General features: G+C 37.5%; 22 protein-coding genes and 2 pseudogenes. 20 read left to right on the forward strand and 4 right to left on the reverse strand.

All coding sequences use genetic code 11. The annotated features are described in order from the left end of the window. The first annotated feature begins 122 nt into the window (after positions 1–122). Positions 123–1,453 (forward strand): IS3 family transposase gene (locus UP17_RS25995; RefSeq protein ID WP_155727194.1). Its coding sequence is split into 2 segments (ribosomal slippage): positions 123–510 and positions 510–1,453, totalling 1,332 coding nucleotides; the frame shifts between segments, so codons are not numbered across the junction. 214 nt (positions 1,454–1,667) lie between these two features. On the opposite strand, the gene UP17_RS27270 is transcribed toward UP17_RS25995, so the two are convergent. Continuing rightward, complete coding sequence (locus UP17_RS27270; protein WP_155727196.1) at positions 1,668–1,835, reverse strand: hypothetical protein; 168 nt, start codon at positions 1,833–1,835, stop codon at positions 1,668–1,670. Between the two features lie 489 nt (positions 1,836–2,324). On the opposite strand from UP17_RS27270, the gene gntB reads away from it, so the two are divergent. Next, positions 2,325–3,311: a guanitoxin biosynthesis L-arginine gamma (S) hydroxylase gene (gntB, locus tag UP17_RS03140; RefSeq protein WP_061461613.1), complete on the forward strand. Its 987-nt coding sequence runs from the start codon at positions 2,325–2,327 to the stop codon at positions 3,309–3,311. Beyond that, the gene (locus UP17_RS03145; RefSeq protein ID WP_061461614.1) at positions 3,308–4,204 is read left to right on the forward strand and encodes a DMT family transporter; all 897 of its coding nucleotides are present in this window, start codon (positions 3,308–3,310) and stop codon (positions 4,202–4,204) included. Before gntB ends, UP17_RS03145 begins: the two co-directional genes overlap by 4 nt. Before the next feature lie 934 nt (positions 4,205–5,138). On the opposite strand, the gene UP17_RS03150 is transcribed toward UP17_RS03145, so the two are convergent. Then, positions 5,139–7,169: a serine hydrolase domain-containing protein gene (locus UP17_RS03150; RefSeq protein WP_061461615.1), complete on the reverse strand. Its 2,031-nt coding sequence runs from the start codon at positions 7,167–7,169 to the stop codon at positions 5,139–5,141. A 510-nt stretch (positions 7,170–7,679) separates the two neighbouring features. On the opposite strand from UP17_RS03150, the gene UP17_RS03155 reads away from it, so the two are divergent. Next, positions 7,680–8,852 (forward strand): serine hydrolase domain-containing protein, encoded by a 1,173-nt coding sequence (locus UP17_RS03155; RefSeq protein WP_061461616.1) that lies wholly within the window; start codon positions 7,680–7,682, stop codon positions 8,850–8,852. A gap of 329 nt (positions 8,853–9,181) precedes the next feature. Next, complete coding sequence (locus tag UP17_RS03160; protein WP_061461617.1) at positions 9,182–9,547, forward strand: cupin domain-containing protein; 366 nt, start codon at positions 9,182–9,184, stop codon at positions 9,545–9,547. A gap of 534 nt (positions 9,548–10,081) precedes the next feature. Here the strand turns inward: UP17_RS03160 and UP17_RS03165 are convergent. Beyond that, positions 10,082–10,732 carry a TetR/AcrR family transcriptional regulator gene (locus UP17_RS03165; RefSeq protein WP_061461618.1) on the reverse strand — a complete coding sequence of 217 codons (651 nt, stop codon included), beginning with the start codon at positions 10,730–10,732 and terminating at the stop codon, positions 10,082–10,084. 288 nt (positions 10,733–11,020) lie between these two features. Between UP17_RS03165 and UP17_RS03170 the strand changes: the two genes are divergently transcribed. The 4 genes from UP17_RS03170 to ltrA (UP17_RS03185) all read left to right on the forward strand — a co-directional run bounded on the left by UP17_RS03170 (position 11,021) and on the right by ltrA (UP17_RS03185) (position 16,427). Further along, positions 11,021–11,863, forward strand: a complete 843-nt coding sequence (locus tag UP17_RS03170) for an SDR family NAD(P)-dependent oxidoreductase (RefSeq protein ID WP_061461619.1) — start codon at positions 11,021–11,023, stop codon at positions 11,861–11,863. A gap of 847 nt (positions 11,864–12,710) precedes the next feature. Beyond that, positions 12,711–13,016, forward strand: a complete 306-nt coding sequence (locus tag UP17_RS03175; protein WP_061461620.1) for an NIPSNAP family protein — start codon at positions 12,711–12,713, stop codon at positions 13,014–13,016. Between the two features lie 549 nt (positions 13,017–13,565). Continuing rightward, positions 13,566–14,549, forward strand: coding sequence for a ketoacyl-ACP synthase III (locus UP17_RS03180; RefSeq protein WP_061461621.1), 984 nt, complete (start codon positions 13,566–13,568; stop codon positions 14,547–14,549). A gap of 615 nt (positions 14,550–15,164) precedes the next feature. Beyond that, entirely contained in the window at positions 15,165–16,427 is a 1,263-nt protein-coding gene (gene ltrA, locus UP17_RS03185; RefSeq protein ID WP_061461592.1) for a group II intron reverse transcriptase/maturase, read from the forward strand. A gap of 124 nt (positions 16,428–16,551) precedes the next feature. Here the strand turns inward: ltrA (UP17_RS03185) and UP17_RS03190 are convergent, their stop codons facing one another. After that, positions 16,552–17,196, reverse strand: a complete 645-nt coding sequence (locus UP17_RS03190) for a YczE/YyaS/YitT family protein (protein WP_061461622.1) — start codon at positions 17,194–17,196, stop codon at positions 16,552–16,554. 116 nt (positions 17,197–17,312) lie between these two features. Between UP17_RS03190 and UP17_RS03195 the strand changes: the two genes are divergently transcribed. From UP17_RS03195 to UP17_RS28575, 11 genes and pseudogenes are all read left to right on the forward strand, one after another. Further along, on the forward strand, positions 17,313–17,765 hold the full coding sequence (locus UP17_RS03195) for a MarR family winged helix-turn-helix transcriptional regulator (protein WP_061461623.1): 453 nt from the start codon (positions 17,313–17,315) through the stop codon (positions 17,763–17,765). Between the two features lie 21 nt (positions 17,766–17,786). Beyond that, positions 17,787–18,305 (forward strand): spermidine/spermine N(1)-acetyltransferase, encoded by a 519-nt coding sequence (locus UP17_RS03200; protein ID WP_061461624.1) that lies wholly within the window; start codon positions 17,787–17,789, stop codon positions 18,303–18,305. A 181-nt stretch (positions 18,306–18,486) separates the two neighbouring features. Next, complete coding sequence (locus UP17_RS03205) at positions 18,487–19,098, forward strand: FMN-binding negative transcriptional regulator (RefSeq protein WP_061461625.1); 612 nt, start codon at positions 18,487–18,489, stop codon at positions 19,096–19,098. A gap of 348 nt (positions 19,099–19,446) precedes the next feature. Beyond that, complete coding sequence (locus UP17_RS03210; protein ID WP_061461626.1) at positions 19,447–19,926, forward strand: metallophosphoesterase; 480 nt, start codon at positions 19,447–19,449, stop codon at positions 19,924–19,926. 23 nt (positions 19,927–19,949) lie between these two features. After that, positions 19,950–20,108, forward strand: coding sequence for a hypothetical protein (locus UP17_RS27275; RefSeq protein ID WP_155727198.1), 159 nt, complete (start codon positions 19,950–19,952; stop codon positions 20,106–20,108). 86 nt (positions 20,109–20,194) lie between these two features. Beyond that, positions 20,195–20,419, forward strand: a complete 225-nt coding sequence (locus tag UP17_RS03215) for a hypothetical protein (RefSeq protein WP_061461627.1) — start codon at positions 20,195–20,197, stop codon at positions 20,417–20,419. A 620-nt stretch (positions 20,420–21,039) separates the two neighbouring features. Beyond that, complete coding sequence (gene ltrA / locus UP17_RS03220; RefSeq protein WP_061461628.1) at positions 21,040–22,302, forward strand: group II intron reverse transcriptase/maturase; 1,263 nt, start codon at positions 21,040–21,042, stop codon at positions 22,300–22,302. Between the two features lie 248 nt (positions 22,303–22,550). Continuing rightward, the gene (locus UP17_RS03225) at positions 22,551–22,940 is read left to right on the forward strand and encodes a cupredoxin domain-containing protein (RefSeq protein WP_061461629.1); all 390 of its coding nucleotides are present in this window, start codon (positions 22,551–22,553) and stop codon (positions 22,938–22,940) included. Between the two features lie 307 nt (positions 22,941–23,247). Further along, positions 23,248–23,634 carry a DUF1259 domain-containing protein gene (locus UP17_RS03230; RefSeq protein ID WP_061461630.1) on the forward strand — a complete coding sequence of 129 codons (387 nt, stop codon included), beginning with the start codon at positions 23,248–23,250 and terminating at the stop codon, positions 23,632–23,634. A gap of 29 nt (positions 23,635–23,663) precedes the next feature. Continuing rightward, positions 23,664–24,761, forward strand: a pseudogene (locus tag UP17_RS03235) (IS110 family transposase); the annotation flags it as partial. Positions 24,762–25,202: 441 nt separating this feature from the next. Continuing rightward, positions 25,203–25,468 (forward strand): annotated as a pseudogene (locus UP17_RS28575) (IS6 family transposase); the annotation flags it as partial. Positions 25,469–25,470 lie beyond the last annotated feature (2 nt).

The following is a 25,470-nucleotide window of genomic DNA, read 5'->3' on the forward strand; positions in this document are numbered from 1 at the left end:
ATATCTGAACTATACCCCGAATTATGGACACAGTAAAAAAAGTCCCTTATTCGGGGTTTTCTATGTCCTTTTTCTAGAACCCCGTTTATAATCATTTCAGATATAGGGCGGAGGAAATCAAAATGAGTAAGATTTATTTTAATGAATTTCAAATAAAGGAATTAGAGAATAATCCACATGTGAAACAGGTTTCAGATCGTTCGATTGCTTATCATCCAGACTTTAAGGTAAAGGCTATTAAAGAGAATCAAGCTGGTAAATCACCTACCCAAATCTTTATTGAACATGGCTTTGAGTTAGAGATGATTGGATCGGATAAACCAAAAGGCTGCTTAAAACGTTGGAGAAAAACGTTTGAACAATATGGCGAGGATGGCTTCTATACAGAGCGACGTGGGAAAGGAAGTCCAGGAAGACCAAAATCCAAGGAGTATTCGCAGGAAGATCAGTTAAAAAAGGCTGAAGCTCGTATTAAATATTTAGAGGCTGAACTTGAATTTCTAAAAAAGTTAGACGAACTCGAAAGGCAGGCTTCGAAGAAGAGAAAATGACAACGAGTGAAAAATTCACGTTAATTGAACAAATCATTCGCCAATATAATCTTACCAATATGGTCCGTTATTTTTGTGAAATGGCCGAAGTCAGTCGTAGTGGATATTATGCTTGGATACATGCTGAAAGGATTCGATTGACTCACGAGAAGAAAGATTCGCAGGATTATGAACTTATTAAGGAAGTATTTGAGGCCAAGAAGAAAAAAGCAGGTGCCCTCACCATCAAAATGATTTTAGAGAATAAGTATTTTGTCACGATGAACCATAAAAAGATTCGAAGGCTTATGCATAAATTCAATCTTAAAGCCATAATTCGTCAAGCGAAACCTTATAAGAAATTAGCGAAAGCCACTCATGAGCATAAGGCCGTTCCAAACCACTTAAACAGGAATTTTAACCAAGGAGAACCGAGGAAAATTCTCCTTACAGATATTACTTACGTTTATTATGGTTCTGGACAACCAGCTTATCTTTCTTGTGTCAAAGATGCTGTTACACGAGAAATCATCGCTTTTCACTTATCTAGAAGTCTCAAGATGGGGATTGTCTATCACACATTGGAGAAGCTCTCTGATTCCCTAAATGATCTGATTCATCCTGAAGCGATCATTCATTCAGACCAAGGCGTTCATTATACACACCCTGAGTTCCAGCGCCGAGTGAAAGAACTAGGGCTGAAACAATCCATGTCCCGAAAGGGAAACTGTTGGGACAATGCCCCTATGGAATCATTCTTTGGCCATTTTAAAGATGAAGTGGATTATTTGGAGTGTCAAACTTTTGATGAGTTACACCAATTAATTGAAGAATATATGGAAGATTACAATACAAATCGTTACCAATGGAGCCTAAATAGAATGACTCCCGCACAATACGGGAGTCAACTATTAGCTGCTTAATTTATAGGTCTTTTTTTAAGACTGTCCATTTTGAAGGGCACAGTTCAATCCTTTAGGATTCTTTTTCTTCCGAAGAGTCAACAACTTTTGTATGAACTTTCTATATCATTTGATGTTAAAACTAGATTTTTTAGTATGGTTGTTTACTAAAGCTTCTCCAGCACTTACCCCTACAATGACAGTGTTTTGTTTTGCTATGTCCTTTAATATTATGTCATAAGTCAGCTCCACTTTTTTTCATATTATACTGCAAATAAAACGGATTTCCTCTGTTGAAATAGATTACATTATATTTCTCAAGTAGTTCTGGTTTGTCGAATTCTATATCATTAAAATCAACCTTCTTAAATCCATACCCTAAAAGGTCTTCTTTTGCTTTCATTGCGAATCTATTATTTTGTTTTTTTATGAGAAGCTGTAGTAATAATTGTTGCTTTTAGCTTACTAAATCTCTATCAATTAGTTGGCAAAAATTGTTACTTAATTAAATCTGTAAAAAATCCATTAAAAGTTAATAAAATCTTAGTCATTCAAATCAACCTCTTTTATTTAATATACTTTTATATGTTCCCAGTAAAACCCTTTAGTGCCATACCTCAGCATCCCTCCTGTAAAGCACCCGTTTAACAAACACCATCTCTTCTATTGCACATATTCATATTAAATATGAGATTATACCGCGTGTGAAAATTTATCTATATTTGTAAATTTAATATAATATATGAAAAAATATGTTTTTCTGTCTTTTTCTGTATGTTCATGTAGTTCCTATTGTAAATTAAAGATACGTTCTTGCTAGAGAGAATGTATGAGAGCGCGCTTAACAACGCTTTAAGTGGATCTGTGAAAAATTATTAGGGGAGGCTATATATTGGCAAGTTATGAATACCACAATTTTTCTAGTGAAGTGAGAGAAAAATTAAGACCATTGTATAAGTCAAATAACTACAGAGGAATAATCGGAATCTTGTATGACTACTTTATAATTGGATTATCTATATTTTTAGGAGAATACAGTATATGGTTTTATTTACTATCTGTATTTATAATTGGATCTAGACAAAGAGCTTTAGCAACAATACTTCATGATGCTTCACATCTATGTTTGTCTAAAAGCCGAAAGCTGAATTACATATTAGGAACGTACTTTTCAGGCTATCTGATTGGACAAGAATTTAATATATATAAAGATTCCCATGTTAAAGGACATCACACCCATTTAGGAGATCCAAATAAAGATCCTGATTATCAATACCATATAGATGCAGGGTTGTATAAGTTACGAAATAGCAATCATTTTCTCATTAAATATGTATTAAGACCCTTATTTTTATTAAACATTCTGAGCTACGCTTATTACGTTTTTAAATACAGAATGTTACAATTAAAACAATATCCTAAGCAATTTACTGCTATGGCAGTAATGTGGATTACAATAATTGGTGTACTAGCATACTTTGACTCTTTAAAATATCTCCTTCTTTATTGGATTATTCCGTATTTCACGTCTTTTATGGTTATTGGCTGGTTTATTGAAATAGCAGAGCACTATCCATTAGTATTAGATAATAAAAAGAGTATTAAAATGACCCGTAATAGATATAGTCATTGGATTGAAGCTTTCTTTCTAAGTATTCATGCAGAAAATTACCATTTGACTCATCATCTTCAAGCTAGTATTCCTTATTGGAATATTGCCAAAGCACATAAAATTATGATGAAGGATAAAATGTATAGAGAACTAAATAAAAAAATGGGAGGGGTTTTTATTTCTTCTAACTCTAATCCACCATTAATTTTCGATTTAATCAAGAATAACAAACTACCTATTATAAAAGCATCAAGGAAAAGCGCATGAAAAACACATACACTCTAGGCATATTTTTAGCCTTAGGAGCAGCAATTTTAAATGGTACCGTAGGAATACTTAGCAAAGGTTTATTTTCAAGTGATTTAACGCCAGCAGCTGTCTCATTTTATAAATGTTTTATTGCTTTTGGTGTCCTTTCCATTTTTACTGTTTTCAATTCTGATTTCAGAAAAAATATCATTCTATTAACGAAAAATATTAAGGCTATTGCTCTTTGCTCCTTTTTAGGAATATTTGTTTTATATTTTTTCGAAACCACTGCTTATAACTATGCTGTTGTACCTTTTGTCGTGTTTCTTCTACTAGGTTCATCTGTTTTAACAACTTTTGTGTTTAGTTCTTTATTATTAAAGGAAAAAAAGAACAAGTTAAAGTATGTAGGATTATTCTTATTGATAATAGGCTTAATAATAATGGCATTTGCACAGGGGGCTACTGGAGGTCTTTCAACGGGAGCAATTCTTGCAGGTGTTGCAGGTGTTGGTTATGGTTTATTTTTAGTGTTAACAAAAAAATTCTCTTTAAATGGCGGTTTATCATTAATTTGGTATTTCATGTTATTTGGGGTATTTTATTTGTTTATTCCTTTCTGTAGAGAAGGAATAGTTGCACCAGAAGTAAGTTCAGTTCCATCCTTAGTAGCATTAGCAATCTTTCCTACTATAGGAGGCTTTTACTGTACAACGAGAGCCCTTAACTATTTAGAAGCTAATAAAGTTCAGTTCTTAGAATTAAGCGAACCTATATTTGCCACTATATTTGCTTTTATTGTCCTTAGGGAATTTGTACAAGGAATAGAATGGTTAGGAGCCATTTTAATTTTAATTGCTATTTACAGCTCTGAGTACTCACCCAAACCAAAAGCAAAGGCAGAGAACTAAATCAACATCAATCAAAATTATAAAGAGATATAGACTAAACAAATATCTGGTATAAAAAAATTAGTAAACTGTATATTAATATAAACATAGTTAATTCAACATAAAACAAGAGGGGTTTAAACTCAGCCTTGAACTGATTTAGGCGAAAAAAGATGGGGAGAGCATAAAAACTCATTCAAATCATTAATGTACATAATACAGAATATAGGCAATCAATAAACACTGAAGAAATATTATTTCAAGCCTATTGGTTTAGTTCCTGTGCTCACTCTATGGAACTGAATACCGAAACAAAAAAGTTAAGTTTCGTGAGTTAACATTTAAAAAACAAGTTTCAATGTTAGTATCTTATAAATTTAATTTCAATTAATAACTGAGGGTAAACCTATTACAGGGTTTGCTCTTTTTTTAGTGGCCTGATTAACCTTACGGGTAACCCCCATAATGAGGCATCTCCTTCCTTTACCATATCATGAACAGTGTACAGTAAGCAAAGACCATCAAAAAGTAGTGATACGTCACATGCCCATCAAGTTAATATTTTTATGTCCCCCAAAGTGAAAAAATCTGAGTTTTGTTTAGCTAGTAACTAAAATTTCCATTTTTTTGGAGGGTTTATTTTCTTAGCTTGATGGCTATGTGACGATACCCCATAGCCATCAAACTAAGATTTTTAATTACCCCCATAACGAACAATTAATTTCTTAAGTTGATGGGTAAGTAGGATTCCCCCTATATAACAAAATAGGAACCTATCATATTTCATGATAGGTTCCTTCTTTAAATGCAAAAACTTAAGATGTATCGCATTATCTTTAGAATCGTTTAGTTTTCATAAAGGTCTTACAAAGTCGAATTTTTTGTATTATTTTAGCTGGATGTTGGTTCTCATCAGCATCCAATTTTTTCATGATTCAATCTATGAATAAAATATCTACTGCTGTTTGTTAGGTAGTGCATGATAGCCAAAAGCTAAATCCAGCAAAGCACTTGCTTCTTGACGCAGTAACAAATCCTTCGGACGGAAGGTAATGGATCCGTCAGCACTGATGGAAGTATCAGGATCTAGAATTCCTTGGGAGGCAAGTGCCTGAATCGATTGAATTGCCCAGTCATCCGCAGCATCAAGTAATTTAACTTTAATAGCTTTGTCAGGTTGAATCGGTTTCAAGTCATGAATTTGCTTTAAGTTTTGAATCATGGTTGCTGCGACCTGTCGGGTAATCGGAGTAGCACGGTCATACCCTGGAATTCCTTTCATAACTTTTTCCCTTGCCTCCTTGGAGTCGTCTGGAAAACCATTCCATCCATAAGCAAGTAACAACGTATCCGCAAACTCTCCTTGTGTCATGATGTCCATCGGTTTGAATAGATTACCTGTTTTAGCACCCATAATATTTAGAGCATGAAGATTATCAATGTGACTTCTATAGTTACTCTTTTGTGGGACGTCATCAAAAGGTGGTTTGTTGTTAATTCTCTGGGCATCTGCTACAAAATCAAGGCTTTTAGGAGAGTTGTAGTGAAAATATGTGATTTCTCCAGCTGAATTCTTTTTGAAAGCAACATTGTTGCCTTCCGAATCTTCAAATAACAACGGATGAATCATTTTGAGAACTTGTTTTCCAGTTGTTCCACTCTCCATGACCAAATTCCCATTTTCATAAGTAAAATGAGTGCGAATTGCAGCGAAACGCGTATTTTGGAATAAGCCCAAGTATTTATGAGCTTCTTTTTCCTCTAACGGGAGATAACTTGTTTTTACTTCATTCTTCTTAGCAGGGAAATAGTGATCCATGAGAGTTTCATATATGTCTACACTCATCATTGAATCATTATTGTAAGACATGAAGAATGCTGTTTTTTGTTCAGGCACTAAAATCAGCAATGATTGATGTCCAGGCATGCTTCCCCCTTTTATTACAACGTGTTGACCGTTAGCAAATTTATTAAAAGGCGTTTCAAATCCAATTGTCGCAACAGGAATCGTCTTATCATCAAAAACTTGATAGGCATGCATCATATCCATGCTTTTTTTACTTACAATTTCTTTGTCTTTAAACTTTCCTTTCTGTAGTTGCATAATCATGTATTTTGACATGTCTTCCGCAGTAGATAAAATGCCTCCTTGTGGTGTATCCCTTAAACCGCTCCCACTTGTTGGAATCGAATCTCCAGTGGGGCCATAAGGTGTAGCCATTTTTTCGAGAAGATCAGGCGTAAAGCTCATGCTTGTAGATTTCATATCTAATGGTTTGAAAATATTCTTTTCCATATATTTCGAGAAAGGGGTGTTAGTAGCATTCTCCACTGCAAACCCTGCGAGCGCAAATCCGACGTTGTCATACGTATAAACTTCTCCTGGTGGCCGTACCACAGTTGGCATATGTTTAGAGAAAAATTCTTTCATCGGTATACTATTATTAATATATTCAGGTCCAGTTATGTTTGTAAGATCGGGAAAATCCACCCCGCTGGTATAAGTGAGCATATCAAACAGGGTAAGAGGTTTACCAGTTTGATTAGGTAATTGTAATCCACCAAAATATTTTTGTACGTCTTGATCTAGTTTAAGCTTTCCTTTATCGACTTGCTGCATCACAGCCAAAGCAGTAAAAGTTTTCGTGACTGAACCGATTTGAAAGACCGTGTCCTTAGTGACGGGGATTTTCTTTTCTTTATCGGCATATCCATACCCTTTATTGACAACGACCTTTCCATCATGAACGACGACAAAACTAGAACCGTTCACATTGTACTTCTCCATTTTTTCTTCAAATAACGGATCAGCAAAAGATTCTATTTCTTTTTTATTATTAGGTCCTTTCGTCATTTGGATATTAGCCGTGGATGCCGATGGTTTTGATTTTCCTGCTTCTAACGATTGTTGGGAACACGCAGAAATCATGGTTGAAGAAGAAAGAAGAATTGCAACGATCCCCAGTTTGTTAATTGCTTGTTTCATTTTTGTACGCTCCTTTATTTGATTGAAATTTTTTGTTAGCACAACGAGTTAGCGGCTCGTTAGTGTATGAACAGAGTGTAGCAAGCGGCGAGTCATATTCGATAGTGAACTTTTGTCATATTTATAAAGAACAACAAAAATTGAGTGGGATACGGCTGTATTAATAGCTATGTCATAGAAACCATGACATTTTGACACTACCGTATGTGACAGAAAAACACTCAGAATCAAAGAGCGGTATTTAACGCATTAACAATAAATGAGGAGGGAGATTTTCATTGTGTGTGATAAAAATATAAAGAGGCGTGAAAGGGGAAACAGGTATGACCTATCTATGAAAAACAAACAAGAGTGTTTTAAGGAAATGAAGTAATTTCTAGGGTTAACATACATGTGATAAAAGAGGAATTTACCGTTTGTTAGGACACAATAGCGTTTGTGAAAATAAACCCTTTTGTCTTTGGTTACGATGAAAGCTGTGTGACTAGTATAAAGGAGAGGAATATCTTTATGAAAAAGCATTGTCAAATTACATCTACAGGTTTAGTCCTTTTTATGACTGGAAGTTCTCTGTTAAACACAACACCAACCTCAATTGTAAAAGCAGAGCCAACTCAAAATGTATCTAGTTCGTTACAAAAAAGTACCCAACGAGATCGTACTTCTGTTAAGCAAGCAATGCGGGATACACTACAACTTGGATACCCTGGGATACTTGCTGAAATTCATAAGGGCGGAAAAACGTGGAGTTATGCCGCTGGGATAGCGGATCTTAGCACCAAGAAACCAATGAAAACAGATTTTCGCTTTCGCATTGGCAGTGTGACGAAGACGTTCATTGCAACAGTGCTACTTCAATTAGCTGGAGAGAACCGCTTGAATCTAGACGACTCCATTGAAAAATGGTTGCCTGGTGTCATTCAAGGAAACGGATATGATAGTAACCAGATTACTATCCGGCAGATATTGAATCACACAAGTGGTATCGCTGACTACATAAAGTCAAAAGACTTTGATATTAAGGATACAAAAAAATCGTATACAGCTGAAGAATTCGTAAAGATGGGGGTTTCTCTTCCCCCAGACTTTGCTCCAGGAAAGGGCTGGTCTTATTCAAACACAGGATACGTATTACTGGGCATCCTTATTGAAAAAGTGACTGGAAACAGCTATGCGGAAGAGGTTGAAAATCGGATTATTGAACCGCTTGAATTGTCGAATACATTCCTGCCTGGCAATTCAACGGTTATTTCAGGCACCAAGCATGCCCGTGGATATGAAAGATATGAAAGATATGACGGAGAAAGTGAGCTAAAAGACGTTACATATTCTAACCCAGGTAGCTCGGATGGAGATTTGATTTCTACTGCTGACGATTTAAACAAATTTTTCTCTTACTTACTCAGTGGCAAATTACTGAAGGAACAGCAACTAAAACAAATGCTTACTACAGTTCCTACTGGAATAGAAGGGATCGATGGATATGGTCTTGGAATCTATGAAACTAAACTTCCAAACCACGTCTCGATATGGGGACACGCAGGCGGTGTTCCGGGGTTTTCTACTTTTGCTGGAGGCACACTTGGAGGCAAGCATACATTGGCCATCAATTTGAATGGCCATAAAACTAATGGTGGTTCTGATCCTTTTAAAAATATTTTACTTGCTGAATTTAGCAAGTAGGCAAAAAGGAAAGCCAGGTAAATTTTGTTATAGTTAATATACCTTTCTGGTTCAGAAAACCAACTTACTTTTAAAAATCTTTTTTGGAATTAAGGTGGTAGATGGTATTAAGCTAATAAAACAAAATCCTCCGTAACATGAGAAAACGTTATTCCTTTCTCTAGAATCATAGGAAAGGATAGCGTTTTTTTACACTTGGGGGTTGATCTTTGATCACCAACTGGACCATTTTGTGGAAGAGCAGCAGAACTTTTGAGATCTTAATCAAAATAGTAATTAATCTATCAAAGTTGTAAAATAAGGGTAAGAATAGTTCTGGGGGGATATATATCAATTATAATGCTGTTAATCTAAGCGAGAAACTGTCCAAATTCAGTGAACACTGGTCGCCCAAAGTCATTGGTGAAATGAATGACTATCAGTTTAAGTTAGTTAAGATTCTGGGGGATTTTGTATGGCACGATCATAAAGACACCGATGAGGCATTCATCGTGATAGACGGCGAGATGTCCATCGCATTCCGCGATGGAGAGGTTAAACTTTCCAAAGGAGAAATGTATGTGATACCAAAAGGTGTGGAGCATAAGCCTTATGCTGAAAAGGAATGCCATATAATGCTGGTAGAGCCTAAAGGTGTAGTCAACACTGGTGAAACTAATTTTAAACTAACTGCTGAAAATAATATATGGATTTAAACCAATAATTTTTCAGTTACTATCTTTGTATCAACATATAAAAGGAAGTTACATATTTTCCGTAACGGGAGCGATTCTTTAATAAGAATCGCTTTTCTTATAGAACTAACGGGTGCATTAGCTGAAGATCAGAGCTGTCTTTAAGCCAGCTTTTTCTTGTGTGCCAGGCATGGCAACTATCTAGGTGGTGAAAGTCCACTGTGGGGGTACACATCGACCAACCACTAAGGAAGCGCAAGGTACTTATCGTGAGGTAAGGGCTGGAGGGACGGGGTCCAAGCCCCACGGGCAGGAACATTCTACCCCAGCTACCGTTATCGTATATCGATATAACAATTGTTCAACCAGAAATATCTGGCTGACCTTATAATACGAAGGGGCAGGATTGTTCATTAAGGAACATAAAAATGTTCAATCTTTTTTATAAAAGATAATCCAATTAAAGTAGAAGGGCATGTTTTGATTAATCTTTTTCAAAACATGCCCTTCTATTTATTCATTTATCAAAGTTGCTTTTTTTCTTCTCTAGAAGACTCAACTCGAAAATAACGAACCGACAACCAAAGACAGCGTTTGCTTGTAAACGGCATGTGCCGACTGCACATCACCAAAATGTCCGCACATGTAAAGATGGATAACACCGTGGAGCGACGCCCAGAAGATACGGACGACGGTTTCCGTGTCATACGGACCGGTAATCAGTCCCTGCTCTTGCGCATCACCAATTACTGTCAATAACTGCTGCATAGCTGTTACGGTGCCGTGTATGCTCTCCTCGTCTGGTTTGAAATCCGCGAAGGCTCCTCCGAACATCAGCTTGTAATAACCGGAGTAACGCTGTCCGAATTGCCAGAAGGTTTCGCCTAAATTAAACAGCTGCTGCATCGGATCGTCAGCGCGCGGCGTTCCCTCGAATTCGTTGGCGAGAATCTTGCAGCCGTCGAGATAAAGCTGCTGAGCCAGTCCATCTTTATTGACAAACAGGTTGTATATGATTTTGGTAGAGCAATTCATCTTCTGCGCAACTTTACGCACCGTCACAGCTTCAGGACCCTCATCGTACAAAATCGTTGCCGCAGCATCGACGACGAGCTTTCGAAGATTTTCAATATTTTTCAAGCGAGCCTCCTGATACGTTTCCAACTTTTTCGTATTTGCAGCGAAGGAATTATTTTGTTCTGTCATCGCTATCACCCTCAATTAATACATTTTTGATAAGAAACAATGTTTCCAGCTCTTAACAGGAATTTTAATATAATTGTCGGACTGTTGTCAATGTTGCGAGGGATGCTAAAAACCAACGATTCAAAAAACGATGTTGACTTTCTTAAAAAGCTTAGTTACAATGATTTCAATTGGAAACACCGTTACCGGAACTTATCATTCTTGACTCTTATGAGAGTCAGGAATTATTTTTAAGGACAAAGTAACACTGTTTCCTAATTATAAAAAAGTAGATAGGAGAGTTGCACAATGAACATAAAAGGAAAGTGGGCGCTTGTTACGGGAGCTTCATCCGGCATCGGAGAGCAATTCGCCCGACAATTGGCCAAAGAGGGTGGCGACCTTGTACTCGTAGCCCGATCGAAAAACAAGCTGGAGAACCTGGCATCGGAGCTAAGAAAGAAGCACGGCGTCAAGGTCGAGGTGATTCCAACCGATCTTGGCAAAGAGGGCGCGCCAGGCGAGTTATATCGGCAATGTCAACTTCTGAATTTAGAGATCGAACTGCTGGTCAACAACGCAGGCTTTGCCACGCATGGTTTGTTTGAACAAATGTCAGGCGTGCGCCAGCATGAGGAAGTCATGCTCAATGTTGCCGCTGTTGTAGATATGACGCACTTGTTCTTGCCGGCTATGTTGTGTAGAAACTCCGGGGCCGTTATCAATGTCGCATCGACCGCCGGATTTCAGCCCCTTCCCTATATGGCCGTATACGGAGCAACGAAAGCCTTCGTCTTGTCGTTTACCCAAGCCTTGTGGTGGGAGAACCGCAACAGTGGCGTCCAATTTTTCACGCTTTGTCCCGGAGCGACGGACACCGGCTTCTTCAACGTAGTAGGCGCGGAAGAAGCCGCCGTCGGTAAGAAAGACACACCGGAGCGAGTCGTGGAAGTTGCGCTTCGGGCATTGAAGGACGGGAAGCTGTATGTCGTTCCGGGAACACAGAATTATATAGGTACGCAGATCGGACGATTCATGACGAGGAAACAGGGACTCCGTCTCGTTGGCGGCATGCTTCGTCCACGCGACGGCTCCGCCAACAATAAGAAGCCGGCCGGTCCGTCCGATCTTGCAGAATGGATGATCCAGTAGGCGCACTGATGGCTAATACGGCAAATATTTCAGCTAATGCTTCTGTCCATCAACCCATCCGGGACTGAACACACGCAGGTGAAGCACAGGCTTGTTTCAGAGATCAGCCCGGCCGGGAAAGTCATGGAAAGCTGGCACATTCAATTCGAGAAGGCAGAATAAACTTTAGATACACTGAAATTGATTAAAATTTTTTATAAAAATCAAACTGAAATATTCTGGATAGGAATCTATTTTGATCAAACTTTTTTCAAAGTAGATTCTTTTTATTTATCGTAAAAGGTGGGTTTGCGAGATATTTTTGATTAAACTTTATTTAAAAGCTACACCTCGAAAGAGGGTGGAGCTTGATTGAATTACTAGTAGGATAAAGAGGTGGAAGTACATGAAGAAACCAATTGTACTCCAATGAAAATTAAAAAGACTCAAAATTCAGAAAACATCACAACGAAATAGACCCAGTAAAAACGCTTCTTAAAAAAAGGCTGAGCCTTATGAGTGATCTGATTGAGGTTGGTAAATCGTTAAACAAAAATATCCAATCATAGCAAATTAAGTAGAGGCTAGCGCGACAAAAAAAAAAGGATTAATCTCCCATGAGTGCTACCCATAAAGGGCGCGACAGTCGGTGGTACACCGTGATAGTCGGAGTCAGACTAACGGATGGGCTCAAAGGCACCATAGTTCAATGACCTTCTTCGCCAGCCATTAAACATTATTGACCCCGAACCTCATTTTCATTCTCTGTGGTGCAGCGCCGGTTTTGCGCTGCATGGATGGCTAACGGGGCAGGTTATCCGAATTATATGTTATGATGGAAAAAAATAGATTTTCGGGGGGGGGTAAAATGGTTACATGCTATTTGAAATATGTTATTGACTCATATAAATTAAATGAGTTCGAGGAATACGGTAAGATGTGGATTCGATTAGTTAATAAATTAGGTGGTACACATCAGGGTTATTTCCTTCCACATGAGGGTGCTAATAATATTGCTTATGCATTATTCACTTTCCCAAGTTTAGCAGCATATGAAGAGTACCGAGTAAAAATGGCATTGGATGCAGAATGTCAAGAAGCATATAAATTTGCAGAAGAGACTAAATGTATTTTAAGTTATGAGAGAAGCTTTATGCGTCCTTTATTCGAATGAACATATATTAAAGTTGAAAAATAATCTATACATACCTTGTTAAGCTAACAGGTGCTTTACTTCAATAAGGAAGGTTGCTTCGGCAGCCTTTTTCTTATGGCATTGACGGTGCAGGATTGTTGAACAAGAAGATTTACGTAATTATAGACTTTGGAAGGGGATTACTGGGATGTAATGTTAAACTTTTTAAAAAGATATTGAAAGGACTGGACTCAGAATTTGTTTTTGGAAGATGATAATTACCAATATAAATATCCAGATGAAGACGGTGCAAATAAAATTTCATTTAGAGAGTCGCAACAAAACTGAACGAAAATAGCATTACTCTTATGATGTCTCATAGGTGTAATCTCATATTTTCTATAAATAATACGTTGTTCTTTAACTAAAATGTTACTGAAGATCGGAACTGTCTTTAAGGCAACTTTTTCTTTATACAACTAAAGGGATAGGATAGTTGCATAAGATTTTTTTTACTTTATAATTAGTACCAGGTAATAATATCAAGTGGTGAAATTGATATAATTCATACAACGAGGTGGTTACTCTGTGATTAAATCTAAAGCACGTATTACTGCGATAGGTTCTTATGTTCCAGAAAAAAGGTTAACAAATAAAGACTTAGAAAAATTGATTGAAACCAATGATGAATGGATTGTTAAACGTACTGGAATTAAAGAACGAAGAATATCACATGAAGAAGAGTTTACTAGTGATATAAGTTATAAAGCTGTAAAGGATTTAATGGAACGGTATGATAAATCGGTCGAAGATGTTGATATGATTATTGTCTGTACCTTTTCACCTGATTTCAACACACCAAGTGTAGCTTCTTTAGTCCAAGCAAAGCTAGGTATTAAGAATACTGGAGCTATTGATTTAAACGCTGCTTGTGCAGGATTTACTTATGGGTTGCATGTAGCTAATGGATTAGTAACATCTGGTTTAAACAAGAAAGTCCTTGTTATTGGAGCTGATACTCTATCTAAAATTATGGACTATGAAGACCGAGCCACTTGTATTTTATTTGGAGATGGTGGAGGGGCAGTTCTTGTAGAATATGATGAACAACAACCAAGTTTTATTTCTTCACATTTATATTCGGAAGGAGCAGGCGGAAAACATTTATATAGTACAAACCTATCGACACGTATAAATGGTGAAGACTTAAATAATAGTGGTAACCTTGTACAAAATGGACGTGAGGTTTATAAATGGGCTGTTACTACTGTTCCAAAAGGAATGCAAACTGTGATGAAAAATACTGAATTCCATTTGAATGATGTTGATTGGTTTGTTCCGCATAGTGCAAATTTAAGAATGATTGAGTCAATATGTGATAGAAGTGGTTTTCCAATTGAGCGTACATTATATAGCTTAGTGGAGTATGGAAATACTTCCTCAGCATCAATACCATTAGCTTTAGATAAAGGAGTAAGTGAAGGAAAGCTCAGTAATGGTGAGAAGATTTTATTATATGGTTTCGGTGGTGGATTAGCACAAGCAGGATTGCTTATCAATTGGACCCTATAACGCCTTTTTCTTAAACCAACAGGTGCCTTAGCTAGATCGGAGCTGTCTTTAAGGCAGCTTTTTTTGTGCGCCCGGCATGGGTGCAATCTATAGGGTGGAAGTCCCGAATCATGAAGGCAGTAGTAGTGGTTAGCTTAATGCAAGGGTGTCCACGGTGACGTGGAATCTGAAGGAAGCAAGCGGCAAACCTCCGGTCTGAGGAACACGAACTTCATATAAGGCTAGGTATCATTGGATGAGTTTGCGAAACAAAACAAAGTCCTTACTGCCGAAGGTGGTACAGAGTAAATGAAGCAGATAGATGGAGGGAAAGATTGCACTCTTACCCGGGGAGGTCTGATGACAGCCAAGTACACTTGGTAACCTTTCCAGTGATGGACAGCTGAATCATCAGAAGTCAGCAGAGGTCATAGTACTTGTCTACTCGAGAAGACAAGGAAGGACCGAACAGATTAAGGAGGATGAATACTAGGCGTTCGTTATCTGTGAAGAAGCAAACAATTCCTAACGGAACTTATTTGAAGGAAGAAGTGGTGAATACACGGGGAACTTCAAAAGGGTGGAGCAGATAAAGGCACAAATAGACCATTTATCCACGTAGAAAGGATATCAACGATGTTAATGGAACAGATACTAGAGAGGGAAAACTTAATACAGGCATTGAAGCGTGTAGAAAGAAATAAGGGAAGCCATGGTGTAGATGGAATGCGGGTCCAAAACCTGAGACCGCACCTTGTAACCGAATGGTACAACATGAAAACTGCCCTTTTACAGGGTACCTATCAACCGAAGCCCGTCCGTCGTATCGAAATCCCGAAACCAAACGGCGGAGTTCGGCTTTTGGGTATTCCAACCGTTCTAGACCGTTTCATTCAACAAGCCATTGCCCAAATATTGACCAAGATATATGACTCAACCTTTTCGGAGAATAGCTATGGATTTCGCCCTAACAAACAAGGGCACCAGGCGGTTCGAAAGGCAAAGTCCTATATAACCGAAGGTTATACATGGGTAGTGGATATGGATTTGGAGAAGTTCTTCGATAAAGTGAATCATGACAAGCTCATGGGAATGTTAGAGCGGAAAATTGAAGATAAACGAGTTCTTAAACTGATTCGTAAATTCCTTCAAGCAGGCATTATGATAGGCGGACTTTTTCATAAAAGTGAGGAGGGAACTCCGCAAGGAGGTCCGTTAAGTCCTTTATTATCTAATATCATGTTAGACGATTTAGATAAAGAACTAGAGAAACGCAATCTTCGATTCGTAAGGTATGCGGATGACAGTACTATCTTTGTGAAGACACGAAAAGCCGCCAAACGTGCAATGGGAAATATCTCAAGCTTCATTGAAAATAAACTGAAGCTAAAGGTCAACTACGAGAAGTCGAAGTATGATCGCCCTTGGAACAGAACGTTTCTCGGTTTTAGTTTCACGAAGTCAAAGAAGAACCCGAAGGTTCTACTGGCTAAACAAACGGTGAAGAGGGTAAAGAAACGAATCAGGGAAATGACCTCGAGAAAATTACCGATACCCATGGAACTCCGAATAAATAAGTTAAAGCAATACCTTAGAGGTTGGATGGGGTATTTCGCCCTCATTGATACTCCGAACGTATTGAAGAATTTAGATTCATGGATTCGAAGAAGACTCAGAATGTGCCTATGGAAGCAATGGAAATTACCAAGAACGAGGGTGAGGAAACTCAAAGGATTAGGCGTCCCATTTGGAAAAGCATATGAATGGGGAAATAGCAGAAAGGGTTATTGGCGCATAGCGCATAGTCCTATTCTAGACAAAACCCTTAATAATGTTTATTGGCTCCATCATGGGTTAGTAAATCTATATGAACGATATACAAAACTACGTCAGACTTAAACTGAACCGCCGTATACCGAACGGTACGTACGGTGGTGTGAGAGGTCGGAGGCTAGGCGCCTCCTCCTACTCGATTATGCAACTATCGGGGCAGGATAGTTGAACAAGAAAAATAAAAAGAATTCTATATTGAATGGTTTTTATCTTTAGCATAATTTGGTGATGTACTAGAGTGTGATAATATCCGGTCTAATACCTTTTTAGTAATTGGCATAAAGTAATTAAGTATGAGCCCCCCTAAACAAACGGTTAATAAGGTTCCAATGCCAATTGGTCCATTGGAAATTATTGCCATCATCAAGAATACGAGGTAAATGAATGTTCTCGAAAAAAATATATTTGTGCTAGTTAATTCTTGTATGATCAATGTTAAACGATCAACTGGAATCGGTGCAAAATTTGTGTGTAAATATGTTGCAGTTCCTAATCCTATAACAACTAAGCCGATTCCAAAACAAACAACTTTGCTGTACCATAGTTCAGGTCTTATCAAATTGTGCAATAAAAAAAGCCACATATCAATACCTATACCCGTTATAAATGCTGTTAACAACCCCAAAACTTCTGGTCTTTGTCTTTTTAAAAATGAATTACAACCTATCAATATTAAAGCTATTATTATTTCCCAGCTTCCGACAGTAAGCCCCACATTTATCGACAGTCCTACTAAAAGTGCATCAAAAGGTGAAGTTCCAATGTCTGATTGTATAGTGAAAGAAATACCAAGGGTTAATATTAAAATTCCTAATACATAAAAAACATATTTCAATTTACTCGCCCCCTTTATCATTATTTTTTTGTTGCAAATGCAACGAATTTAAGTTAAGTTTAATATATATCGTTTTTATTGCATTTGCAACGAAAATACGTACTAAGGAGTTAATTATGAAGGAAATTCTTCGTGAAATTGGAATGATAGCAAGGGCATTAGATTCTATAAGTAATATTGAATTTAAAGAATATGACCTTACAAAAGGGCAGTATTTGTACATTGTCCGAATATGTGAAAACCCAGGAATCATTCAAGAAAAGTTAGCTGAGATAATAAAAGTAGATCGAACAACAGCATCTCGTTCTATAAAAAAACTTGAAATTAATGGCTTTATTGAAAAGAAAGAAGATAAACATAACAAAAAAATTAAAAAACTCTTTCCAACAGAGAAAGGGAAAAATGTTTATCCTTTTATTAAAAGAGAAAATGATTATTCCAATAGCGTTGCATTAGAGGGATTTTCCGAAAGAGAAGTAGAAACCATTTTCAACCTTCTTCAAAGAGCAAGAAAAAATGTAGAAAAAGACTGGGAATTTGTAAAAAAGGGAAACAAGAGAAATTATTGATTATATAAAGGAGCGACATATATGACCATTCATATAAAAAAGTGTACCCTTGAAGATTCACGCAAACTTCAAGAAATTAGTTATGAAACGTTTAATGAGACATTTAAGCATCAGAACACACCCGAAAATATGAATGCCTATTTGGAAAGGGCATTTAACTTCAAACAATTAGAAAAAGAATTATCAAATACTTCTTCACAATTCTTTTTTGTTTATTTTAATAATGAAGTCGCTGGATATTTAAAGATCAATACCAATGATGCTCAGTCTGAAGAAATGGGTGATGAATCACTTGAAATTGAGAGGATTTATATAAAGGACAAATTTCAAAAACTTGGGATTGGTAAATGTCTGCAAAATAAAGCAATGGAAATTGCGATGGAACATAACAAAAAGAAAATTTGGCTAGGCGTATGGGAGAAAAATGAAAATGCTATTGCCTTTTACAAGAAACTGGGCTTTGTTCAAACTGGAGCCCACTCTTTTTATATGGGTGATGAAGAACAAATGGACTTTATAATGACCAAAATACTACTATAACTTTTTTTGAAAGGTCATAATTAAGGGGTATTTTTTTAAATGAAGTAGAGTGAGGTAGGATAATAATAGATGAGGTTCTCGAGGATAGACATTTAGTAAAAGTTGCTATGATTGTGTTTAATAATTTTTACGAATCAATTGTCTGTTTAAAAGTTTATATCAGGTGGAAAGGAGATTTTTTATGTATATCCCTAAGCAATTTGAAATAAAAGAATTAGCAGTAGCCTACGATGTAATACAGGAGAATGGTTTTGCGACATTGTGTTCAATGCATGAAGGCTTGCCTTTTGCTACACATTTACCACTGCTGTTGAATAAGGAGAAAAACTATTTGTATGGTCATTTTGCTCGTCCGAACCATCAATGGAAAGATATTGAAAATCAAACAGTCTTAGCAGTTTTTCATGGTCCTCACTGTTATATCTCCTCCTCTTGGTATGAGACCAATCAAGCAGTACCAACATGGAATTATGTGACTGTTCATGTATACGGCGAAGCCGAACTTATTGAGGATGAACAGGAGTTAACGGATTCCTTGCAGGACATGGTATTGAAGTATGAAGCCCCTGATAGTTCATACAAATTGCAAGATTTAGACGCTGACTTTCTCGCTGGGATGAACAAAGGAATTCAAGGCTTTAAAATAAAAATCAACAAGATAGAGGGGAAAGCGAAATTAAGTCAAAACCATTCCTTACATCGACAAGAGCTGATTATTAATCAGCTGGAAGAAATCCAAAATACAGATGAGCAAAAAATTTCCTCTTTAATGAAGGCAAACCTAAAAAAATAACAATTAAATGTTGCTGCACTAATGGGAGTGTTGATCCAAAAAGGATTAACACTTCTTTTGTTGAACTTCTTTTACAACGGAGCAGATTTCAATACTAACTGTAATTAGCAGCTGCATTTTTTTACTATCGGATTAATGGAAGATAAATTGAGCCTTTTTAAATAATCTAGTCAAAATCTTAACAGATTTCTAAATGTTAAGCAGTATGAATATTTTTAAAAGGATATGCATGTGCTGGGTTAATTTAATAATTATTATCTAAAATATAACAAAAAATCATGGTCCCTTTATACGAATATAAAATTCCAGAGTTATTCTTAATTTACATCTAGAGGGAGGGATCGGAAGTTGTCAAAATTTCAGGCCATAACTTCTTTGTTCATCTTGGTATTTATCATCATTCTCGTAACTTATAAAATCACAGCATTATCATCCAAACATTCCACATCCAACCGCAGCATTCAAGTTCAATTGTTAGGCGTTAATGATTTTCACGGCCAACTAAACAAATATCAAATGGTTTCAGGAACCATGGCAGGGGGTGCTGAATACCTGGCTGCCTATTTAAAAAAATATATAAAAGAAAACCCAAATACACTACTTGTTCATTCTGGTGATATGGTAGGAGGAAGTCCTCCAATCTCTTCTCGATTTAAAGACGAACCCACGATTGAATTTTTAAATCTCCTGCACTTTGATGTCGGGACACCTGGAAATCATGAATTAGACCAAGGCTTAAATGAAATGAAACGTCTTATTTATGGAGGATTCAATAAAAAAACAGGTTATTTTCAAGGTGCCAATACTTCTTACAGTTTGCAAATATAATCGATACAAAATCGGGTACTCCCTTGTTACCACCGTATGTTATTAAACAAATTGACGGAGTAAATATTGGCTTTATCGGTGTCGTCACAAAAGAGACTAACCTGTATGTGGCGCCTGAAAATCGAAAGGAAGTAGAAATTACGGATGAAGTTACAGCTATTAACCAACCGTTAAGCTTTTAAAGGAAAAAGGGATCAAAGTAATTGTTGTACTGGCACATGATTCAGCTAAATCAGATCAGTCAGGAGCAAATTCCAGTGGAGCTATAGTGGAGAGGGATCCAAAAATCGATGATGAGGTCGATGTCATTTTTGCCGGTCACAGCCATGAATATGCCAATATCGTTGTAGCCGGTAAACTGATCGTTCAAGCTTATTCTAATGGGAAAGCCTTTTCTCAAGTAAATCTTGAAATGGACCCACATACTAAAAATATTGTTAAGTTACCTCAAGATTGGTTTATAGAGTGGGTAGAGAAATTAAACGAGAAATAAAAGGTAACTACTTATTCAGATAACAAGTGCTTTACTTCAAATAAGGGAGCTGCCTTGGCAGCTCATTTTCGTGCGCCCGGCATGGGTGCAATCTATAGGGTGGAAGTCCCGAATCATGAAGGCAGTAGTAGTGGTTAGCTTAATGCAAGGGTGTCCACGGTGACGTGGAATCTGAAGGAAGCAAGCGGCAAACCTCCGGTCTGAGGAACACGAACTTCATATAAGGCTAGGTATCATTGGATGAGTTTGCGAAACAAAACAAAGTCCTTACTGCCGAAGGTGGTACAGAGTAAATGAAGCAGATAGATGGAGGGAAAGATTGCACTCTTACCCGGGGAGGTCTGATGACAGCCAAGTACACTTGGTAACCTTTCCAGTGATGGACAGCTGAATCATCAGAAGTCAGCAGAGGTCATAGTACTTGTCTACTCGAGAAGACAAGGAAGGACCGAACAGATTAAGGAGGATGAATACTAGGCGTTCGTTATCTGTGAAGAAGCAAACAATTCCTAACGGAACTTATTTGAAGGAAGAAGTGGTGAATACACGGGGAACTTCAAAAGGGTGGAGCAGATAAAGGCACAAATAGACCATTTATCCACGTAGAAAGGATATCAACGATGTTAATGGAACAGATACTAGAGAGGGAAAACTTAATACAGGCATTGAAGCGTGTAGAAAGAAATAAGGGAAGCCATGGTGTAGATGGAATGCGGGTCCAAAACCTGAGACCGCACCTCGTAACCGAATGGTACAACATGAAAACTGCCCTTTTACAGGGTACCTATCAACCGAAGCCCGTCCGTCGTATCGAAATCCCGAAACCAAACGGCGGAGTTCGGCTTTTGGGTATTCCAACCGTTCTAGACCGTTTCATTCAACAAGCCATTGCCCAAATATTGACCAAGATATATGACTCAACCTTTTCGGAGAATAGCTATGGATTTCGCCCTAACAAACAAGGGCACCAGGCGGTTCGAAAGGCAAAGTCCTATATAACCGAAGGTTATACATGGGTAGTGGATATGGATTTGGAGAAGTTCTTCAATAAAGTGAATCATGACAAGCTCATGGGAATGTTAGAGCGGAAAATTGAAGATAAACGAGTTCTTAAACTGATTCGTAAATTCCTTCAAGCAGGCATTATGATAGGCGGACTTTTTCATAAAAGTGAGGAGGGAACTCCGCAAGGAGGTCCGTTAAGTCCTTTATTATCTAATATCATGTTAGACGATTTAGATAAAGAACTAGAGAAACGCAATCTTCGATTCGTAAGGTATGCGGATGACAGTACTATCTTTGTGAAGACACGAAAAGCCGCCAAACGTGCAATGGGAAATATCTCAAGCTTCATTGAAAATAAACTGAAGCTAAAGGTCAACTACGAGAAGTCGAAGTATGATCGCCCTTGGAACAGAACGTTTCTCGGTTTTAGTTTCACGAAGTCAAAGAAGAACCCGAAGGTTCTACTGGCTAAACAAACGGTGAAGAGGGTAAAGAAACGAATCAGGGAAATGACCTCGAGAAAATTACCGATACCCATGGAACTCCGAATAAATAAGTTAAAGCAATACCTTAGAGGTTGGATGGGGTATTTCGCCCTCATTGATACTCCGAACGTATTGAAGAATTTAGATTCATGGATTCGAAGAAGACTCAGAATGTGCCTATGGAAGCAATGGAAATTACCAAGAACGAGGGTGAGGAAACTCAAAGGATTAGGCGTCCCATTTGGAAAAGCATATGAATGGGGAAATAGCAGAAAGGGTTATTGGCGCATAGCGCATAGTCCTATTCTAGACAAAACCCTTAATAATGTTTATTGGCTCCATCATGGGTTAGTAAATCTATATGAACGATATACAAAACTACGTCAGACTTAAACTGAACCGCCGTATACCGAACGGTACGTACGGTGGTGTGAGAGGTCGGAGGCTAGGCGCCTCCTCCTACTCGATTTATGGATAAACTGGCAGTTTAGTTGCATAAGAATAGACTCCAGAATATTAGAGTCGATCTTCCTCTTTTCACTGTTTCAGATAAAAAAGTTACTATTTGAAAGCACGCAACCAAATTTATAGTAATAATATTTAATGAATTAGAAAAAAATAGAGGAAAGGAGGGATTGCGAATGTCTATGAAAAAGTGGGTAACAGGATTGGGCGTTGTGCTTGCAATGGTTGTAGTTGTGGCAACACTAGGCTCACTCGGCGTATTTGCCGAATCCGGTGTTGTAAATCAGCCTATGGAGACGGGGAAATCGATTGAGGTCGAGTTGAAAGATGATTTCTTTAATCCGAAAGTCATCACTATTCCGAATGGAACAGCCACAACGTTGATATTGAAAAACAAAGGCAGTAAAGAGCACACCTTCACACTGGAAAAGCTCGGAATTGACGTTGAGCTCCAGCCAGGTAAAGAAAAAAGCATTACCGTGAATCCGAAACAGCCCGGTACATATGAACTGATATGTCGGTACCATTTCGAGAAAGGAATGGTTGGGAAAGTAATAGTCGAATAAAATGCAGGGCCAATAAGGCCTTGTTTTTTTATAGGCAAGGCTTGTATTATCGATTAAGTTTTAGAGAGATTTTTATTAAGCTTGTTTTTCATTACAGAGGATATTGATGCTTGAATAATAATTGTTCCACCTCTAATAAATGGTTCATTAGTGAGCTTTGACGATCAGCTCTTTTCTTATGGAGCTAACAGGAGCAGTATAGTTTGAACAAGATATAAAAATAATTTTCATTTCAAAATAGATTCATATCCGTTTCGGATCTATTCATTGATTCATATCCTATTAATATTAGGGAGGGGATGAATAGATGGCATCTAATGATGAATTAATTTGTCAAAAGTTTGCTAGAATTATCGGCGGACAAGAAGGTTTTGCGGGTGGAAAATGTGTAACAACCATAAACCGAAATGAAATAAAAGCAAAAATTTTAGGAAAACGTTTTAGAGTAACCTCTTCTTTCTCATTTGAATCAAGAGATAATCAGACTGGACGAGCATTGTGCCTAGGTAGGGTTGCACTCTTGCAAAAAGAAGTCAAGAATTTTGTTACTTTGATTCTTAAACAAGGAATAATAGTTTCATCCATACACAATGAGTGGCTATTTGATAATCCGAATTTGATTTACGTTAATATCGAGGCTGTTGATGATCCATTAGTTTTTGCAAAGAAAGTTAGAAAAGCGCTAAGGAACTAACGGACGGCGAATACGACCATTGGCAATGTCAGAAATACTTGCATGTGATAGTTGGGATGGAACCGACAGGGCATTATTGGTTGAACCTAGCTCATATGTTAAAAGAAAATGAAATTAAGTTTGTAGCTGTAAACCCTTTGCACGTCAAGAAAAGCAAGGAGCTTGATGATAATTCTCCTATTAAAAAAGATGTGAAAGAGGCTAAAGTCATTGCACAGTTGGTCAAAGATGGAAGATACGCCGAACCTACGATACCACAAGGAGTTTATGCCGAACTACGGGTGGCGAAGAAAATTCGTGATCTTTTAACAGAGGATTTTCAGACGGTCCAAGGCCAGGTCCATAACTGGATTGATCGGTACTTTCCAGAATTTCTAACGGTATTTAAGAAGTGGTAGGGAAAAGCAGCATTACAATTCCTAAAGCCCTATGCTTTACCACATGAAATAGTAAATTTCACTGAACACGAACTGTTAGCCCACTTAAGAAAAACCGTGACCCGAAGTGTAGGTCTAAGCAAAATTCGTAAGTTAAAGCAAGCAGCCAGTTAGTCCATCTGACTTCGACAAGGCTCCGAAATGGCAAAACTGGAGCTGAAAACGTTTCTGGCTAAATATGAATTAATCCACTTAAAATTCGAAGAATTGGATACAAAAATAGATTGTTTACTTGATGAAATACCAGGTGTGCCACAAATGTTAGCGATAAAAGGTGTTGGTAGAGACACTATTGCCGGCTTCTTTGCAGAAGTTGGTGACCTTAAGGAATATACTCATCCCCGACAAATTATTAAGCTGGCCGGCTTAAGCTTAAAAGAAAATATCTCTGGTAAGCATAAGGGGAAAACAACCATCACTAAGAGGGGACGGAAAAAGCTGCGAGCCATGTTGTTCAGGGTTTGTATGATTCTGGTCGCCAGAAATTCAGCATTTAAGGCATTACATGCCTACTATACTCAACGTCCAGATAATCCATTAAAGAAGATGCAGTCCCTTATTGCTTTATGTAATAAACTGATCCGTATTTTCTTTAGCATGGGTAAAAAGCAATTTGAATTTAATGAAGAAAAGATGTTAAAGGATATTCCTCATATGCGAGTATCAAAGAAGGTGGAACTAGCAGCTTGATTCAGTTTTAGATTAGATAAAATAGTAGAGGCGAGTTTTCTTGGTTATGTATATTTGGGTATCATTTGAAGCACGGATTAGTCGGCAAAGCAACTAAATTACGGGCAAGGACCCTGTGGGACAGCATGGCTGACATCCACCTCAAGGAAAGGTTGGACGAAGGAATTTGAGAGCGAAGACTCTGGGAGGCATGGGAGGGTTGACCTCCATGAGAAATGTGGACATCCACCAGTGTGATCATAATTTAACTCATTCACCAATTTGGTAAGTTGTTGGTTAGTGGGCTATAATTCTTTTTTTTAAAAGGTCTAATTTTATCCATTCAAGTGATTTTCACCCAACATTAAGTGATTACCGGCAGGTAAACTACTATGAAAATCTAAGAAAAACGGAGATATCGAGTGGTTTTGCTATTTTTATTGAGGGAGTTTAGTTGAGTAGTTAAAAGAGGACAAGATGATACCTGAAGGCGTCAAAATCAGTCAAATACGGTATATTAACATATAGTTGAACTTTGAACTAGATCATCGTTTCATTAAGAAGCGTGTGCGTTAATGTTAGGATTCAAGTCGTATGGAACACCCACTTCTATATTGAGTGGTATTAAAGCGATGCATACGATGAAAAAAGGACAACTTCACCAGCATGTGAAATCTGTCAAAAAAGATGTAAAATTCATACATAAGATGTTTGAAATTGCTTCATAATC

This window comes from Peribacillus simplex (assembly GCF_001578185.1).
Taxonomy (GTDB): domain Bacteria; phylum Bacillota; class Bacilli; order Bacillales; family DSM-1321; genus Peribacillus; species Peribacillus simplex_A.

Coding starts and splice junctions, on each gene's coding strand:
- UP17_RS27270 (WP_155727196.1), bottom strand. CDS start 1,835: ATGAAAGCAAAAGAAGACCTTTTAGGGTATGGATTTAAGAAGGTTGAT.
- UP17_RS03145 (WP_061461614.1), top strand. CDS start 3,308: ATGAAAAACACATACACTCTAGGCATATTTTTAGCCTTAGGAGCAGCA.
- UP17_RS03150 (WP_061461615.1), bottom strand. CDS start 7,169: ATGAAACAAGCAATTAACAAACTGGGGATCGTTGCAATTCTTCTTTCT.
- UP17_RS03155 (WP_061461616.1), top strand. CDS start 7,680: ATGAAAAAGCATTGTCAAATTACATCTACAGGTTTAGTCCTTTTTATG.
- UP17_RS03165 (WP_061461618.1), bottom strand. CDS start 10,732: ATGACAGAACAAAATAATTCCTTCGCTGCAAATACGAAAAAGTTGGAA.
- UP17_RS03170 (WP_061461619.1), top strand. CDS start 11,021: ATGAACATAAAAGGAAAGTGGGCGCTTGTTACGGGAGCTTCATCCGGC.
- UP17_RS03175 (WP_061461620.1), top strand. CDS start 12,711: ATGGTTACATGCTATTTGAAATATGTTATTGACTCATATAAATTAAAT.
- ltrA (WP_061461592.1), top strand. CDS start 15,165: ATGTTAATGGAACAGATACTAGAGAGGGAAAACTTAATACAGGCATTG.
- UP17_RS03195 (WP_061461623.1), top strand. CDS start 17,313: ATGAAGGAAATTCTTCGTGAAATTGGAATGATAGCAAGGGCATTAGAT.
- UP17_RS03200 (WP_061461624.1), top strand. CDS start 17,787: ATGACCATTCATATAAAAAAGTGTACCCTTGAAGATTCACGCAAACTT.
- UP17_RS03205 (WP_061461625.1), top strand. CDS start 18,487: ATGTATATCCCTAAGCAATTTGAAATAAAAGAATTAGCAGTAGCCTAC.
- ltrA (WP_061461628.1), top strand. CDS start 21,040: ATGTTAATGGAACAGATACTAGAGAGGGAAAACTTAATACAGGCATTG.
- UP17_RS03225 (WP_061461629.1), top strand. CDS start 22,551: ATGTCTATGAAAAAGTGGGTAACAGGATTGGGCGTTGTGCTTGCAATG.
- UP17_RS03230 (WP_061461630.1), top strand. CDS start 23,248: ATGGCATCTAATGATGAATTAATTTGTCAAAAGTTTGCTAGAATTATC.